Origin of the sequence: Oryzibacter oryziterrae (genome assembly GCF_021864535.1) — a bacterium.
Lineage (GTDB): Bacteria > Pseudomonadota > Alphaproteobacteria > Rhizobiales > Pleomorphomonadaceae > Pleomorphomonas > Pleomorphomonas oryziterrae.
This window is the reverse complement of the sequence record NZ_JAKJIC010000002.1, coordinates 125416-140234: the sequence shown is the minus strand read 5'-3', so window position 1 is coordinate 140234 and position 14819 is coordinate 125416. Positions and strand designations below refer to the sequence as shown.

The window sequence follows — 14819 nt, the reverse complement described above, 5'->3', positions numbered from 1 at the left end:
CGCGGTGGCCGGCGCCAGACCTTCACCAAATCGTGAAGCCTGGAAAACCTTGCAATCCGTCAGCCAATCGACGGGTAAGTAGAGCTACCATAGCAATAACCTCTCGGTCGGCCTTGAGAAATTTACCCTTTCATGCTTGAATTTCAGCGACATACAAATGCTTTTCGGAACCCTTCAAAACTATGGGGTCATTTCCGAGGGCAGCTGTGGGCCAGCGGCTACGGGAAGTTACTTTTGACAGATCCCGGACGCAGTTTGACACCGATCAAAGTGATCGAGCGTGCAGGTGGCTAGGTTGGCGCCTGCGGCAAAGGGAACCGGCGCATTTTCCCGTCAAATGGCGGGGGTGGCTTTCGACACGGCGTCAATGGCGTTATAAGGGCGCGACGCCGGGAGGGAATGGATCCTATCATGAACTATGATGCTTTTTTTGAGAGTGCAGTCCAGGCCCTTCAGGACGAGAAGCGTTACCGCGTTTTCGCCGAACTTGAGCGAATGGCTGGTCGATTTCCGACGGCACTCTGGCATCGTGGCAGCGACTCACGTGAGATCACGGTCTGGTGCTCCAACGACTATCTGGGCATGGGCCAGCACCCCAAGGTGATTGATGCCATGGCCTCGACGGCGCAGCGCATGGGCGCAGGTGCCGGTGGTACGCGCAACATTTCCGGCACCAACCATCCGCTGGTCCAGCTCGAGAACGAACTCGCCGACCTGCATGGCAAGGAAGCCGCCCTCATCTTCACCTCGGGCTATGTGTCGAACGAAGCGGCGATCTCGACGATCGCCAAGCTGCTGCCGAACTGCCTGATCCTTTCCGACGCGCTCAACCACGCTTCGATGATCCACGGCATCCGGTCGTCTGGTGTCTCCAAGCAGGTCTGGCGCCACAACGACCTCGCCCATCTCGAAGAGCTGCTGAAGGCCGCCGGTCGCGAGCGCGCCAAGCTGATCGTGTTCGAATCGGTCTACTCCATGGACGGCGACATTGCGCCGATCGAGAAGATCGCCGATCTCGCCGACAAGTATAACGCCTTCACCTACATCGATGAGGTGCACGCGGTCGGCATGTACGGCCCGCGCGGCGCCGGCATCTGCGAGCGCGACGGCGTGATGGATCGCATCGACGTCATCGAGGGCACGCTGGCCAAGGGCTTCGGCGTCATGGGCGGCTATATCACCGGCAAGAAGTCGCTGGTGGATGCGGTGCGCTCCTATGCGCCCGGCTTCATCTTCACCACCGCCCTGCCCCCCGGCCTCTGCGCCGCGGCGACCGCCTCAATTCGCCATCTCAAGGAAAGCCAGGTGGAGCGCGATGCGCACCAGCGCCAGGCTGCCCGCACCAAGGCCGTGCTCACCGCCGCCGGCCTGCCGGTGATGCCGAGCGAGACGCATATCGTTCCCGTGCTGGTCGGCAATCCCGACCTGTGCAAGAAGGCCACCGACATCCTTCTTGAGAAGCACAACATCTACATCCAGCCGATCAACTATCCGACCGTGCCGCGCGGCACCGAACGCCTGCGCATCACGCCGACGCCGTTCCACAACGACGAACTGATCGTGCAGCTGGCCACCGCTCTGGTGGACGTCTGGCAGACGCTCGGCCTCACCTTCGAGACGCCGACGCTGATGGACGACGACATGGTCCTGCGTCAGCAGATCTTCCGCGCCGCCGGCGGCTGATCGGCGTCAGGCCAATCATCGATATCGAAAGGGGCTGGTGCTGCACCGGCCCCTTTTCTTTTGCGGCGCCGGCAGGCGGGGACAAGTGGGGGCAACAATCCGCGCGCCCGTGACATTCAGGCCGCGTGCGACCGATCATTTTCGCTGAATGTGACAATCGGCAGCGCGGGCGACATATCCGCGACATTCCCGCCGTCGCCATCGGTGCCCAGAGCGACAAAAGCGCGACATCCTGGCCAGCGCATTTGCACACGCCCCTGCAACCAGGCCGCGTTTCCGCCGAGCGGACCGACAGGCCCGGCGTGATCGCGCATCGCCCAGGTCTGACGATCCAGTCGCCTTGGGAGTTCAGGGCTTGTGGTCGCCCTGCGGCAGGTCGTCGTCCTGCAGCACGCGCCAGGCGGCGCCGTCCAGGTCTTCATACTGGCCATTCTTGAGCGACCACATGAAGCCCAGGAGCCCCAGCATTCCCAGCGACAGGGCGATCGGCACGAGGAATACGAGGACGTTCATCCGGCTTCTCCAACGGTTTCGCCATCAGCCGATTGCAGCGGCCGGATCTCCGGCGGCTCGGCGACCCGCCGCAACCGCAGCGCGTTCAGGGTCACGATCATCGACGACCCCGACATTGCCAGGGCAGCAATCAAAGGCGTCACATAACCGGCCACCGCGATGGGCACGGCGAACAGATTATATATAACGGCTATGCCGAGATTTTCCATCATCAGGCGATAGGCGGCCTTGGAAATCTCGAGCGAGACGGTCACCGGCTTCAGCAGGTCGCCGAGGAACACGGCGTCCGAAGCGGCCTGCGCCACGTGCACCGCCGAGACAGGCGACAGGGACACATGAGCAGCCGCCAGCGAGGGTGCGTCATTGATGCCGTCGCCGACCATCAGCACCTTGCGCCCCTCGGCCTTCAGCGCCTTCAATCGCTCGATCTTGCTGGCCGGATCGCATTCGGCCTTCCAGGCGGCGATGTCGAGAGCGCGGGCGATGTCGGCGACAGCGGCCTCGCGATCTCCTGACAGGATTTCGAGGCGATAGCCCGATTTTCTCAAGGATTCTGCGGTTTCGACGGCGTCCGCCTTCAGGGTCTGGCCGAAAGCAAAGACGCGTGGCGGTTCACTGCCGTCGGCAAAGGCAATCAGCGAGGCGGTCGGATAGTCCGTGCGGACGCGCTGGGCAGCGTCATGGTCGACGCCACAGAACTCCAGGGAGCCGAGGCGCAGCCGGCGGCCTTCCTGGGTCACGGCGACACCCTCGCCGGGGGTCTCCTCGATACCTTCGAAGCTGGCCCCCGCCGCCACCGCTTCGGCCAGCGCATGGGCCAGCGGGTGGCGGCTGCCACGGGCAAGCCGCCCGGCGACATCAAGGCATTGGGCGTCGAACTCCGCACCGTTGAGCAGCACCGGATCGGGCAGCGTCAACGTTCCCGTCTTGTCGAACACGATGGTGTCAACCTTGGCGAGGCGCTCGACCGCGTCGCCGGCATTGAGAAGAATACCATTGCGATAAAAACGACCCGCGCCCACAACCTGGACCGCCGGAACGGCGAGTGCGAGGGCGCAGGGGCAGGTGATGATCAGCACGGCGATGGCGTTGATCAGGGCGTTGTGCCAGCCGGCACCGGCGATCATCCAGCCCACCGCCGTCAGCAAGGCCGAGCTGTGCACCACCGGCGCATAGGCGCGCGCCGCCCGGTCGGCCAGTCGCAAGGTTCCGGCCTTGGCGGTCTGGGCTTCGCCGATCAGCCGCTCGATCTCGGCCATCAGCGTCCCCTCGACCGCCGCCGTCACCGAGACGGTCAGCACTCCGGCGCCGTTCAGCGTTCCCGCATGCACCATGCTCCCCGTGGACACCCGCGCCGGCAGCGTCTCGCCGGTTACCATGCTCATGTCGATATCCGACCGCCCCGACAGCACCTTGCCATCCACCGGCACTCTTTCCCCGGCCCGGACGAGGATGCGATCGCCAGGTTTCACCTGGCTGAGCGGCAGGCGCGACAGCGTCCCGTCCTCGGCGATGCGGACGGCCGACTCCGCCCGCAGCGTCGCCAGGGTCTCGGCTTCGACCGCGGTTCTGCGGCGCATGTTTTCGTCGAGGAAACGACCCAGCAGCAGAAAGAACAGCAACATCAAGGCGCTGTCGAAGTAGGCCTCGAGTTCGTGCAGCATGGTGTTGACCAGCGACAGCCCCATGGCCAGCGTCACGCCGATGGAGATCGGCACGTCCATGTTCACCGAACGCCGCTTGAGGGCGCCGAAGGCGCTGCGGAAGAAGGGCCGCGCGGCATAGCCCACCGCGGGGATGGCGATCAGCGCGCTCATCCAGTGGAAGAAGTCACGGGTCTCCGGCGTGATGTCGGTCACGTTGCCGGCCCAGACGGCCACCGACATCAGCATCACGTTCATGGCGCCAAAGCCAGCGACCGCCATGCACCGGAGGAGTTCGCGCGAGGCTTCGGAGCGCCGATCGCCGGCCAGCGCCGGATCGAAGGGATGCGAGGGATAACCGATCGCCGCCATGCGATCGAGCACCGCAACCGGACCGATGACCTCGGGGTCATAGACGACAGAGGTACGGCGGCTGGCAAGGTTCACCCGCGCCGACTTGACACCCGGGACAAACTTCAGTCCCCGCTCGATATCGGTCATGCAGGCGGCACAGGTGATGCCGCTGACCGCCAGTTCGAGCCGACGCGCGCCATCCTTGTCCGCGACCGTGAAGGCGGTCCAATCGTGTTCTTCCCGCTGGCTGGCCGCGGCAGGGAGCTCGGGCGCTAGCCCCTCTGAAAGAACAGCCGTCACAGCAGGTTACTCCTGCAACCGAAGGTCCGAACGCCCACCGGAACGCCCAGGGTCACGAGCGCTTGTAGTCAAGCTGGTTGCGGCTCTTGAAGAGGCGCTGGCCGTCCTTGTCGGCCTCGATGTTCAGCACCCAGCTGCCATCGGGAACGTCTTCAAGCGACGCCGTATAGACCCCAGGAGCGGTCTCCGACAGCTTGGCGGTGTGGTCATGGGTCGGGTCGACGGCATGGATCAGCTGCACGGAAACCGCCAGACCCGAGATCGGCGCGCCCGCCTTGTCGACAAAACTGATGGACACGGCCGCGTCGGTGCCGGCAGGCTTGACCGAGGCGTCAACCTTCCAGGCGCGTTCAGTTTGCTCGCGGCCAAGCGCAACTTCCTTCTCGAAGTCCTGCCCAGCCTGATAGCTCGATTCCACTTCCAGCCCGGGGAAGGTGGAAATGGAGAAATAGACGAAGGCGAAGTTGACCGCGAAGATCAACCCGAAGAAGCCGATCAGCCAGAGCAGGACTGCGCGACCAGTCAGGCGACGCTGCTTGTTTCCATCAACGGCAATGCTCATGATCCCTCCTCGCGGGATTGTCTGAAGCGGAAAGCCCGGCCCCTCGCGGGGCCGGGCGACAGTTCGGAGCCTGACGCTCAGGGCTTGTGCTCTTCAGCCTCGCCGTGATCGTCATCGGCCTTGAAGAAGTCCCCCGTCCGGGCACTTTCACCGGTCTTCATGTCAACAATGCGGAAGATGATGTCGGTTGACGGCGGCAGAGCCACGCCCGGTGCAACCGTCACAACCACACGCAACTCGCGCGTATCATCGGGCGCCACGGTGACCACCGGCAGGCCGGAGACAACCGTCTCGATGCCCTGCGCCTCGATCGTGGCCGAACCCTGCGGCAGGCCGTTCACATCGAGAGAGAAGGACCGTTCTTCCGAGCGCTTGTTGATGAAGCGGACGGTATAGCCGTTGCGAATGCCGCCGGTCGACAGCTCGACATAGAGCGGATTGCGGTCGTGCAGGACGCTGATGTCCTGCAAGGTGCGATGCATCAGCGTGTAGAGCATGACGCCGCCGATGCCCAGAATCAGCACCGTATAGAGCACGGTACGGGCGCGCACGATCCGATAGATCGGCTGCTTGCCGGCCTTGCGGCGCTCGATGTTCATGTCGGTGTCGTAGCCGATCAGACCGGGCTCGCGACCGACCCTTTCCATCATAGTGTCGCAGGCGTCGATGCAGAGGCCGCACTGGATGCAACCGAGCTGCATGCCCTCGCGGATATCCACGCCCGTCGGGCAGGCATTGACGCAGGCATAGCAGTCGATGCAATCGCCGGCCGGCTGTCCGGCCTCGCGCGCCTTGGCGGCGGCCTTGGTCGACATGCGCTGTTCGCCACGATCGGAGCGATAGGTGACGTTCAGCGCCCACTCGTCGGTCAGCGCGGCCTGGATGCGCGGCCAGGGGCACATGTAGACGCAGACTTGCTCGCGCATGAAGCCGGCGAGCGCGTAAGTGGTGAAGGTCAGGATGCCGATCCACATGTAGATGGCAAAGGACGCATTTCCGGTGATCAGATCGCGGACCATGGTGGGCGCGTCACCGAAGTAAAGCACCCAGGCACCACCGGTCCACCAGGCGATCAGCAGCCAAGTGGCATGCTTGGCACCCTTGCGGGCAATCTTGTTGGCACTCCACGGCGCCTTGTCCAGCTGGATCCGGTCGCGGCGATCGCCTTCGAACAGGCGCTCGACGGCAAAGAACAGGTCGGTCCAGACCGTCTGCGGGCAGAGATAGCCGCACCAGACGCGGCCCGCGACCGCGTTCATCAGGAACAGCGTGATCGCCGCGATCACCAGAAGACCGGTGAGGTAGTAAACCTCCTGCGGCCAGATCTCGATGAAAAAGAAATAGGCGCGACGGCCGGTCATGTCGATCAGAACAGCCTGATCCGGCGAGTTGGGTCCGCGATCCCAGCGAATGAACGGCAACAGATAGTAGATACCGAGGGTGATCATCAGGACCGCCCACTTGATGGTCCTCAACCGCCCGCTGACTGCCGCTGGATAGTTTTTCTTTGCTGCCGAATAGAGGCCGTCGCCTCCGGCAGAACCGTCTTGTTCGACGCGCATCGTCGCCCGACTCCTCGCTGCGCCGTCGCCGAGCCCCGTCGTCCGCCCTGACGCGCGCCTGCACCATAGGAGGCCGGGTTAGCCCATGCTTTGATAAAGGTCAAACACCACATGACCACACCCTTGGAAATCCGCCAGATTTCGACAAAGGTCTAAAAATAAAATAGGTTTGCAGGGCGCATTTTGCCGGCTTGGCCGGGGTTGTCATCACCCCAGCCAACGACGACTCAGAGGCGTTAGCGCGGCATCGGCGAACAACAGAGCCCCAAATGACAACGGCGGGAACCGAGGTTCCCGCCGCCGAAGTTATCAGGAAAGGCGCGTCAATCAGACGCCGCCACCCAGGTCGTGGACATAGATCGCGAGCGACTTGATGGTCACAGCGTCGAGCTTGCCGCCCCAGGTCGGCATGACGCCGAGCTTGGGATTGTTGATTTGGGCAACGATGGCTTCCTTGGTGCCGCTGTAGAGCCAGATCTTGTCGGTGAGCTTGGGCGCACCGAGATCCTGGTTACCAATGCCGCCCTCGCCATGGCAGGCCGCGCAGTTGTCGGCGAAGATCTGCTTGCCTTCGTCGGTGGCAGCGCCACCCGAACCGGACAGGGACAGAACATAGTCGGCAACCTTGTCGATCTGGTCGGCGGTCAGCATCTGGTCGCGGCCAAAGGCCGGCATGACGTTCTGACGGGTGTCGGGGCTCGTCGAGCGGGCACCCACCGTGATCGTCTGCTGGATGGCATCAAGCGTGCCGCCCCACAGCCAGTCGTCGTCCTGCAGGTTCGGATAACCGGGCGAACCGGTGGCACCCGAACCATGGCAGGGCGCGCAGTTGTTGCCGAAGGCCGCCTTGCCGTTGGCCATGGCGAACTCGAGCATCTTCGGGTCGGCCTTGATCTGCTCAAAGGTCGCCGCCTCAAGTCCCTTACCGATCACCATGCGGGACGCCTGTCCGGCCGCCGCATCCGTCAGAGCTGCTTCGCGCTGCGAATAGCCCAGATAACCACGGGTGTAGTCGGAGACCAGCGGCCAGGACGGATACACGAAGTAGTATCCGATGGCCCAGACGATGCAGATGTAAAACAGCCACAGCCACCAGCGCGGCAGCGGGGTATTCAGTTCCTTGATGCCGTCCCACTCGTGACCGGTGGTCGACACGCCGGTGACCTTGTCGATTTCTCCGTGTTGAGCCATGGCTCAATCCTCCTCAAGCGGGATCTGCGCGGCGTGATCGAAGGGCTCCTTGTTCTTCGGCCACAGCGCATAGGCGAGGATGGCCAGGAATAGAACGAAGAAGTAGATCGTCACGCTCTGCTGGGCAAACATTGCAACCTGTTCGTAGGTGAAGCCCATGATGACCCCCCGGGTTAACGCAGGTTGGCTTTGTCGTCGTAGGTCGAGAAATCAACCAACGTGCCAAGCATTTGCAGATAGGCGACAAGAGCGTCCATCTCGGTGACCTTGGTCGGGTCGCCATCGAAGTCCGCAACCACAGCCTTGGGATAGCGGCCGAGGAGGCCGGAGCTGTCGCCGTCAGGATTGACCTGGGCTGCCAGGTCGGCCTGGGCCTGGGCAATCTCGTCGTCCGTATAGGGGACGCCTTCGATGCGCAGGGTCTTCATGTCGTCGCCAATGCGATCAGCCTTCAGCGGAGCGTTCTTGAGGAAGGCGTAGGCGGGCATGACCGAAGCCGGCACGACCTGACGCGGATCGCTCAAGTGGGCCACGTGCCAGGCGTTGGAATACTTGCCGCCAACGCGGGCAAGATCCGGACCGGTACGCTTGGAGCCCCACTGGAAGGGATGATCATACTGGCTTTCGGCGGCCAGGCTGAAGTGACCGTAACGCTCGATCTCGTCGCGCATCGGGCGGATCATCTGGCTATGGCACAGATAGCACCCTTCACGGACGTAGATGTTGCGGCCGGCCAGTTCGAGCGGTGAATAGGGACGCATCCCGTCCACCGTCTCGATCGTGCTCTTCAGATAGAAGAGGGGGACGATCTCCACCAGACCGCCGATGGCAACCATAACCAGGATGCCAAGCAGCAGAACGATGGAGTTCTTCTCGAAAACTGCATGTTTTTCGAACAAGGACATGGCTCGGCTCTCCTTACTCGGCCGCAGCCAGAGCACCAGCAGGTTCGGCCTCTTCGGCTTCGCCACGGGTGATGGTCAGGTAGAGGTTGACGGCCATGATCAGCGCGCCGGTGAGGAACAGAACGCCACCGAGCCCACGGATCACATAGTAGGGATGCATCGCCTCAACGGTTTCCACGAAGGAATACTGCAGGAAGCCAAGCGAGGTGTAGGCGCGCCACATCAGGCCCTGCATGATACCGGACACCCACATCGCGGAGATGTAGAGAACGATACCCAGGGTCGAGATCCAGAAGTGCCAGTCCACGAGCTTCAGCGAGTAGACGTCCTTCTTGCCGAAGACCCAGGGGACCAGGCAATAGAGCGCGCCGAAGGAGACGTAACCCACCCAGCCGAGCGCACCGGAGTGCACGTGACCGATGGTCCAGTCCGTATAGTGGCTGAGGCTGTTGACCGCCTTGATCGACATGAGCGGACCTTCGAAGGTCGACATGCCGTAGAAGGCGACGGACACCACGAGCATGCGCAGCACCGGGTCGGTGCGGAGCTTGTCCCAGGCGCCGGACAGCGTCATCAGGCCGTTGATCATGCCACCCCAGGACGGCATCCACAGCATCACCGAGAAGGTCATGCCCAGCGTGGAGGCCCATTCGGGCAGCGCGGTATAGTGCAGGTGGTGCGGACCGGCCCAGATGTACAGGAAGATCAGCGCCCAGAAGTGCACGATCGACAGGCGATAGGAATACACCGGACGATTGGCGCGCTTGGGCACGAAATAGTACATGATGGCCAGGAAGCCGGCGGTCAGGAAGAAGCCCACCGCGTTATGGCCATACCACCACTGAACCATGGCATCCTGCACGCCGGACCACAGCACGTAAGACTTGGTGCCGAAGAAGGACACCGGAATCTCCGCGTTGTTGACCAGATGCAGCATGGCGATCGTGACGATCATGGCCAGCGTGAACCAGTTGGCCACGTAGATATGGGGCTCCTTGCGCTTCCACAACGTGGCGAGGAAGACCAGCAGATAGGCCACCCAGACGACGGTCAGCCACAGGTCGGCATACCACTCCGGCTCGGCGTATTCCTTGCCCGACGTCACGCCCAGCAGGTAGCCCGTACCAGCGATGACGATGAAGACGTTATAGCCGAGGATGACGAACCAGGGCGCGACCAAGCCAGGCATGCGGACGCGGCAGGTGCGCTGCACGGCATAGAAGCTCGTCGCCAGCAGCACGTTGCCACCGAAGGCGAAGATCACCGCGGAGGTGTGCAGCGGGCGCAGGCGACCGAAGTTGATCCACTCCAGACCCATGCTGAGGTTCGGGAACGCCAGTTCGAAGGCGATGATCACGCCCACGAGGAAGCCGGCAATGCCCCAGAACATCGCCGCGATCGAGGCGAACTTGATGGGTCCGTAGTTGTAGTTGGGCTTACCGTTGATTTCGGCAGGAACTTCCTTGCCGGCACGGTCGATGTAAGCCTTGACGATGAGATAAACGCCTGCCGCTGACGCAATCGCGCCGATCGTCGCGTGGAACGCGAAGACCGGATCGAGCGCCTTACCGGCGAGCAGAACGCATAGCAGAGTGAGTAGCCCCAGGAAGACGGCAAAGCCCCCCTCCTCAAGCGACATGAGAGGTTTTGCCCTCTGCGCTGTCATGATTGTCGCCCCGTATTTTGTCCGGACCGCCCCTTGGTAATTCAGACACTCCCCCGGGGGTGATCCGCGGTCACACTGGTCGAGCCCCGCGCCGAATACGCGAGAGTTCGGGCCGAACCTAGTGGGCTTGAAGCAGGGCAACCTTGATCGAAATCAATATCTACCCCTTTAAATAGGGGAATTGACTCACCACTTATGCCGCCTTCTCGCCGCTAAGAGCCTGTTTTTGCGGAAAATTGCGGAGAGGGACTACCGATGTCGGGGTGCAGGCGAAGACGGTAGGTGCAAGCCGATGCACCGAAAGTCTGAGTAGTCCGTCTTTTGCCAGATGCCAGAATCACTTGGCCGCAAAAGCACCGCTTCGGCGGACGCTCCGGACGGGCAAGCAGGTCCCGACTGTTCCGAAGCCTTGTCCGACCACGCTCCATCCCCGCAAGACTGCGGAATAACCCGAATAGGGTTTTCTTTGATGTCGATCAATGCCGGGGCGCCGTCCGTGCCGCAAACAGGAAGCATGAACGCCATGTCCCTCCCTTCGCTGGACCTGTCGAGCGTGATCCGCGCCACGGTCCCCCGCTACACGTCCTATCCAACCGCGCCCCATTTCAATCAGGACGTGGATTCGGAACTCTATGGGGCGTGGCTCGACAAGATCGGCAACCGGGAAGAGGCGGTGTCGATCTACATCCACATCCCCTTCTGCCGGACCATCTGCCATTATTGCGGCTGCACCACGAAGGCGACACGCAAGGATGCGCCGATCGAAGCCTATGTGGAGGTGCTGCGCAAGGAAATCGCGCTGGCAGCCGACCGCCTCGGACGGCTCAAGGTCTCGCATATCCACTGGGGCGGCGGCACGCCGAACCTGGTGCCGATGGCGTCCTTCGAGAAGATCGTCGGCGATCTGCATGAGTTCTTCGACATTCGCCGCAATGCCGAGCACGCCATCGAGCTCGATCCGCGCCATCTCACCCGTGAGAATGCCCGCTTCCTGGCGCGCATGGGAATCAACCGCGCCAGCCTCGGCGTCCAGGACCTGGATCCGGCAGTGCAGGAGGCCATCGGCCGTATCCAGCCGCTGGAAATGGTTGAAGCGGCTGTCGCAAACCTTCATGGGCATGGCATCGGCGCCATCAGCTTCGACCTGATGTACGGCCTGCCGCGGCAGACCCCGGCCTCGATCCGCCAGACGGCGCTGCATGCGGCCGGTCTGGCGCCGAACCGCATCTCGCTTTTCGGCTATGCGCATGTGCCCTGGTTCCGCACGCATCAGAAGGTGATCGACGAGAGCCTGCTGCCCGATAGCGCCGCTCGTCATGAGCTCGCGCGCATCGCGCGTGCCACCATCGACGCCTTCGGCTACGAGGAAATCGGCATCGACCATTTCGCCCGTCCGGAGGACGATCTCACGCGGGCGCGCGATCAACGCACCCTGCGCCGCAACTTCCAGGGCTATACCACCGACGCTGCCAACACCCTGCTCGGCTTCGGCGCCTCCTCGATTGGCAAGACGCCCTGGGGCTATGCCCAGAATGAAACGGCCAACGCGCCCTGGCAGCGCGCCATAGAGGCCGGCAAGTTCGCCGTCCACAAGGGCCGGATCTTCACGCCGGACGACCTCGTTCGTGCCGACGTGATCGAGCAGGTCCTGTGCTTCTTCGACGTGGATCTCGGAGCCATCGCCGCGCACCACAGGGTGTCGCCGGAGATGTTCGCCGCGGACCTCGAGTCGCTTGCGCCCATGGTCAAGGCCGGCTGGCTGACGATCGACGGGTACAAGGTCTCGATCATCGAACACAAGGTGGAGCTCGCCCGCGTGGTCGCGTCGGCCTTCGACGCCTATCTCGGCAGGGGCGGTCGCCATTCGGTGGCGGTGTGACGCCCTTGCCGCATCTTTTGCGGCGCTTGAAAAGAATGACGGCCGGAAACGCAATGCGCATCCGGCCGCTGGAAGGTCGATCGAGGAGGATGGGTCAGTGAATGCCGGTCATCTTGCAGACGCGGCAGACTTCGACCAGCTTGATGCGGTCGTTCTTCTCGATGGAGATGATGCCGCGGCGCTTGAGATCGGACAGCACGCGGCTGACCGTTTCGATGGTCAGGCCGAGATAATCGGCGATTTCCTGGCGGGTCATCTTGAGGACGACGACCTGCTGGTCGACGTCGGCCTTGGGGCCGCTGCAGCCAACCACGCCGCGGCCGGGAACGAAGCGCATCAGGAAGCTGGCGACGCGTTCGGTCGCCGACTTGCGGCCGAGCAGAACGGCGTGCGAGTGCAGGACTTCGATGCGGCTCATCAGGCAGCGGTTGACGTGTCCGAGGAGTTCGCTGGACTGCTCGATATCGCGACGATCGAGGATGCGCACTTCGCAGGGCATCAGCGCTTCGGCGGAACAGTCGTAGAGGCCGGTCATGGAATGGCCGAACAGGTCGCCCTCCGACAGGATGTCCACCACCTGGCGGCGCCCATCGGCGAGGAGGCGATAGAGCATGATCTGGCCGGACGCGATCTCGTAGAGATTGGTGGCCGGATCGTCCTCATGGAACAGGATGTCATGGGACTCGAAGCGGTCCAGCCGAGCGCGCGGCGAAGAGCGGAAGCTGAGCCAGGCGCTGTCATCGACCGGCGCCTTCATCTTGGTGCCGGAATAGCGGCTGTTGTGATGGTGCATGGACACCATGCCATCAGCCTGATTGCCCGGTTCAAAGGCAGATTTCTTTTCCACGAACATCGATCCCTCCTCGATGAGACCCGGTTCAGAGCAGCTTTCCCGCAAGGGACCATCCGTCCATGGCCTTACGAGCTTGTATCCGACCGCTGCTTCGCTTTCCCGATCTGACATACGGCAGCTAAACTTGACCAGCGCACATTAGGTAAATACCCAGAGACACAAAATTCGTGCCGCTACGTACGCCCAACTACGCATAAATATTACTTGATATGTTTCTCGATCCACTGCGATCCGTCAAATCAACAATCAAGATCTTGCCACAAAAGCATGAGATTTTTTTGAAATGATTGTAGTAAACCGCAATATAGGCGGCATAAATCTGCAGCTCGCATCGATGGCCGGGAATGCGCCAGACGCCGGACACGCTGGATCCACGCGAATCACAAAAACGAAAATGTGTGTTTTTCAGGTCCAGAGCGACGTCTGGAGCGACTATTACGCGCTTTCCATAAACTGGACCCCAGCCATGCAAATTTGCGCAGTCAGCAAAACATGAGCGGGATACCCGCGGATTACGCGGAAAATCAAGGAAATGCGCAGCCCCCTCCACTGGAGAGGAAGAATCGAACTCCGCCGCACGCCCAGACGCCCGACGTTCGCTGCAAGCAATCCCAGCCTCCATCGAGGCGCGACAATCAGGCCGTGATGGCTTCCAGCCAATCCGCCGACGGCGGCTTGCGCAGGATCTTGATGTCGTTGATGCCCTCGACCTCTCGCGCAATGGTGCGCGAGGACTTGCCGGAAATGGCGATCACGCGGGGGGCCGCGCCAACCTTGCCCAGGCGACGAACCAGTTCACCGCCGCTCATGCCGGGCAAGCCTAGATCGACGATCATGGTGTCGTTGGCCTTGGGCAGGCCGTTGCGCATCAGTTCTTCAGCCGATCCGAAGACGCAAACCTCCAGCCCCGCGCCTTCGAGCAGAGACTCGAGCGCGTCGGCAACAGCAGGATCATCTTCGACGACGAAATACATGCGATACCCCATTGTCTGCCGGGGCAAACCGGCAGACTGATAACTTGCATTTTTTTATCGGAAATTATTATCCGTGTTCGCCCGTATGCGCAGTCAACACAATGCGAACGAGATCGGCCGCATTGCGCGCGCCGAGCTTCTCCATGATGCGGGCGCGATGGACTTCGATGGTGCGCGGCGAGATGCCGAGCTTGCGGCCGGCTTCCTTGTTCGAGGCACCGCCGGTGATTTCCTGCAGCACGTCGCGCTCGCGCGGGGTCAGGTGCTCGGCGCCGGGGAAGTTCATCGCGGCGACGCCGTTGGCCTGATGGCGACCGTAGCTGGCGATGGCTTCGCGCACGCGCATCACGACGGTCTCAGCGTCGAAGGGCTTCTCGATGAAGTCGGTCGCGCCGGCCTTGATGGCGCTGACGGCCATGGGGATATCGCCCTGGCCGGAGATGATGAACACCGGTGCCGGGAAGGTGCCGACGTCCATCGACTTCAGGATATCGAGACCGGACTTGCCGGGCATGTGCACGTCGAGCAGCACGCAGGCCGGCCCTTCGGTCTTCAGCGCGTTCAGGAACTGATCGCCATCGGCGAAGGTCCGCACGCCATATCCTTCCATATCGAAGATCACCGACAGGGCATCGCGCACCGCCGCATCATCGTCGACCACAAAGATCTTTCCTTCGACAGCTTCACCCATTTTCGTCTTCCTCAATCACGCGGCCTTGCGATGTCCGGAGGAG

Annotated in this window: 13 protein-coding genes; 2 read left to right on the top strand and 11 right to left on the bottom strand. The window is 62.4% G+C overall.

The features are described 5' to 3' along the window. The first annotated feature begins 411 nt into the window (after positions 1 to 411). Positions 412 to 1683: a 5-aminolevulinate synthase gene (gene hemA / locus L2I41_RS03050; protein ID WP_237152037.1), complete on the top strand. Its 1272-nt coding sequence runs from the start codon at positions 412 to 414 to the stop codon at positions 1681 to 1683. A gap of 348 nt (positions 1684 to 2031) precedes the next feature. On the opposite strand, the gene ccoS is transcribed toward hemA, so the two are convergent. The 8 genes from ccoS to ccoN all read right to left on the bottom strand — a co-directional run bounded on the left by ccoS (position 2032) and on the right by ccoN (position 10352). Continuing rightward, entirely contained in the window at positions 2032 to 2196 is a 165-nt protein-coding gene (ccoS, locus tag L2I41_RS03045; protein ID WP_237152036.1) for a cbb3-type cytochrome oxidase assembly protein CcoS, read from the bottom strand. Then, complete coding sequence (locus L2I41_RS03040) at positions 2193 to 4493, bottom strand: heavy metal translocating P-type ATPase (protein ID WP_237152035.1); 2301 nt, start codon at positions 4491 to 4493, stop codon at positions 2193 to 2195. Before L2I41_RS03040 ends, ccoS begins: the two co-directional genes overlap by 4 nt. A 52-nt stretch (positions 4494 to 4545) precedes the next feature. Continuing rightward, a complete protein-coding gene (locus L2I41_RS03035) occupies positions 4546 to 5055 on the bottom strand; it encodes a FixH family protein (protein WP_237152034.1) in 510 nt (169 codons plus the stop codon). A 77-nt stretch (positions 5056 to 5132) separates the two neighbouring features. Next, the gene (gene ccoG / locus L2I41_RS03030) at positions 5133 to 6617 is read right to left on the bottom strand and encodes a cytochrome c oxidase accessory protein CcoG (protein WP_237152033.1); all 1485 of its coding nucleotides are present in this window, start codon (positions 6615 to 6617) and stop codon (positions 5133 to 5135) included. 327 nt (positions 6618 to 6944) lie between these two features. Continuing rightward, a complete protein-coding gene (ccoP, locus tag L2I41_RS03025) occupies positions 6945 to 7808 on the bottom strand; it encodes a cytochrome-c oxidase, cbb3-type subunit III (protein ID WP_237152032.1) in 864 nt (287 codons plus the stop codon). A 3-nt stretch (positions 7809 to 7811) separates the two neighbouring features. Further along, positions 7812 to 7967 carry a cbb3-type cytochrome c oxidase subunit 3 gene (locus tag L2I41_RS03020; RefSeq protein ID WP_255720113.1) on the bottom strand — a complete coding sequence of 52 codons (156 nt, stop codon included), beginning with the start codon at positions 7965 to 7967 and terminating at the stop codon, positions 7812 to 7814. Positions 7968 to 7981: 14 nt separating this feature from the next. After that, positions 7982 to 8713, bottom strand: coding sequence for a cytochrome-c oxidase, cbb3-type subunit II (ccoO, locus tag L2I41_RS03015; protein WP_237152031.1), 732 nt, complete (start codon positions 8711 to 8713; stop codon positions 7982 to 7984). Between the two features lie 13 nt (positions 8714 to 8726). Beyond that, positions 8727 to 10352 carry a cytochrome-c oxidase, cbb3-type subunit I gene (gene ccoN / locus L2I41_RS03010; RefSeq protein ID WP_237152030.1) on the bottom strand — a complete coding sequence of 542 codons (1626 nt, stop codon included), beginning with the start codon at positions 10350 to 10352 and terminating at the stop codon, positions 8727 to 8729. Between the two features lie 550 nt (positions 10353 to 10902). On the opposite strand from ccoN, the gene hemN reads away from it, so the two are divergent. Beyond that, on the top strand, positions 10903 to 12258 hold the full coding sequence (hemN, locus tag L2I41_RS03005; protein ID WP_237152029.1) for an oxygen-independent coproporphyrinogen III oxidase: 1356 nt from the start codon (positions 10903 to 10905) through the stop codon (positions 12256 to 12258). A gap of 94 nt (positions 12259 to 12352) precedes the next feature. Here the strand turns inward: hemN and L2I41_RS03000 are convergent, their stop codons facing one another. The 3 genes from L2I41_RS03000 to L2I41_RS02990 form a co-directional block, all read right to left on the bottom strand. After that, positions 12353 to 13111 carry a Crp/Fnr family transcriptional regulator gene (locus L2I41_RS03000; RefSeq protein WP_237152028.1) on the bottom strand — a complete coding sequence of 253 codons (759 nt, stop codon included), beginning with the start codon at positions 13109 to 13111 and terminating at the stop codon, positions 12353 to 12355. Positions 13112 to 13746: 635 nt separating this feature from the next. Beyond that, complete coding sequence (locus L2I41_RS02995) at positions 13747 to 14085, bottom strand: response regulator (RefSeq protein WP_237152027.1); 339 nt, start codon at positions 14083 to 14085, stop codon at positions 13747 to 13749. A 67-nt stretch (positions 14086 to 14152) separates the two neighbouring features. Continuing rightward, positions 14153 to 14776: a response regulator transcription factor gene (locus tag L2I41_RS02990; protein WP_237152026.1), complete on the bottom strand. Its 624-nt coding sequence runs from the start codon at positions 14774 to 14776 to the stop codon at positions 14153 to 14155. Between the last annotated feature and the right edge of the window lie 43 nt (positions 14777 to 14819).

Excerpts from the sequence above, each read along its gene's own strand:
- ccoG (WP_237152033.1), bottom strand. The coding sequence starts at position 6,617 with ATGCGCGTCGAACAAGACGGTTCTGCCGGAGGCGACGGCCTCTATTCG.
- hemN (WP_237152029.1), top strand. The coding sequence starts at position 10,903 with ATGTCCCTCCCTTCGCTGGACCTGTCGAGCGTGATCCGCGCCACGGTC.
- L2I41_RS03020 (WP_255720113.1), bottom strand. The coding sequence starts at position 7,967 with ATGGGCTTCACCTACGAACAGGTTGCAATGTTTGCCCAGCAGAGCGTG.
- ccoS (WP_237152036.1), bottom strand. The coding sequence starts at position 2,196 with ATGAACGTCCTCGTATTCCTCGTGCCGATCGCCCTGTCGCTGGGAATG.
- ccoN (WP_237152030.1), bottom strand. The coding sequence starts at position 10,352 with ATGTCGCTTGAGGAGGGGGGCTTTGCCGTCTTCCTGGGGCTACTCACT.
- L2I41_RS02995 (WP_237152027.1), bottom strand. The coding sequence starts at position 14,085 with ATGTATTTCGTCGTCGAAGATGATCCTGCTGTTGCCGACGCGCTCGAG.
- L2I41_RS02990 (WP_237152026.1), bottom strand. The coding sequence starts at position 14,776 with ATGGGTGAAGCTGTCGAAGGAAAGATCTTTGTGGTCGACGATGATGCG.
- ccoP (WP_237152032.1), bottom strand. The coding sequence starts at position 7,808 with ATGGCTCAACACGGAGAAATCGACAAGGTCACCGGCGTGTCGACCACC.
- L2I41_RS03035 (WP_237152034.1), bottom strand. The coding sequence starts at position 5,055 with ATGAGCATTGCCGTTGATGGAAACAAGCAGCGTCGCCTGACTGGTCGC.
- L2I41_RS03000 (WP_237152028.1), bottom strand. The coding sequence starts at position 13,111 with ATGTTCGTGGAAAAGAAATCTGCCTTTGAACCGGGCAATCAGGCTGAT.
- hemA (WP_237152037.1), top strand. The coding sequence starts at position 412 with ATGAACTATGATGCTTTTTTTGAGAGTGCAGTCCAGGCCCTTCAGGAC.
- ccoO (WP_237152031.1), bottom strand. The coding sequence starts at position 8,713 with ATGTCCTTGTTCGAAAAACATGCAGTTTTCGAGAAGAACTCCATCGTT.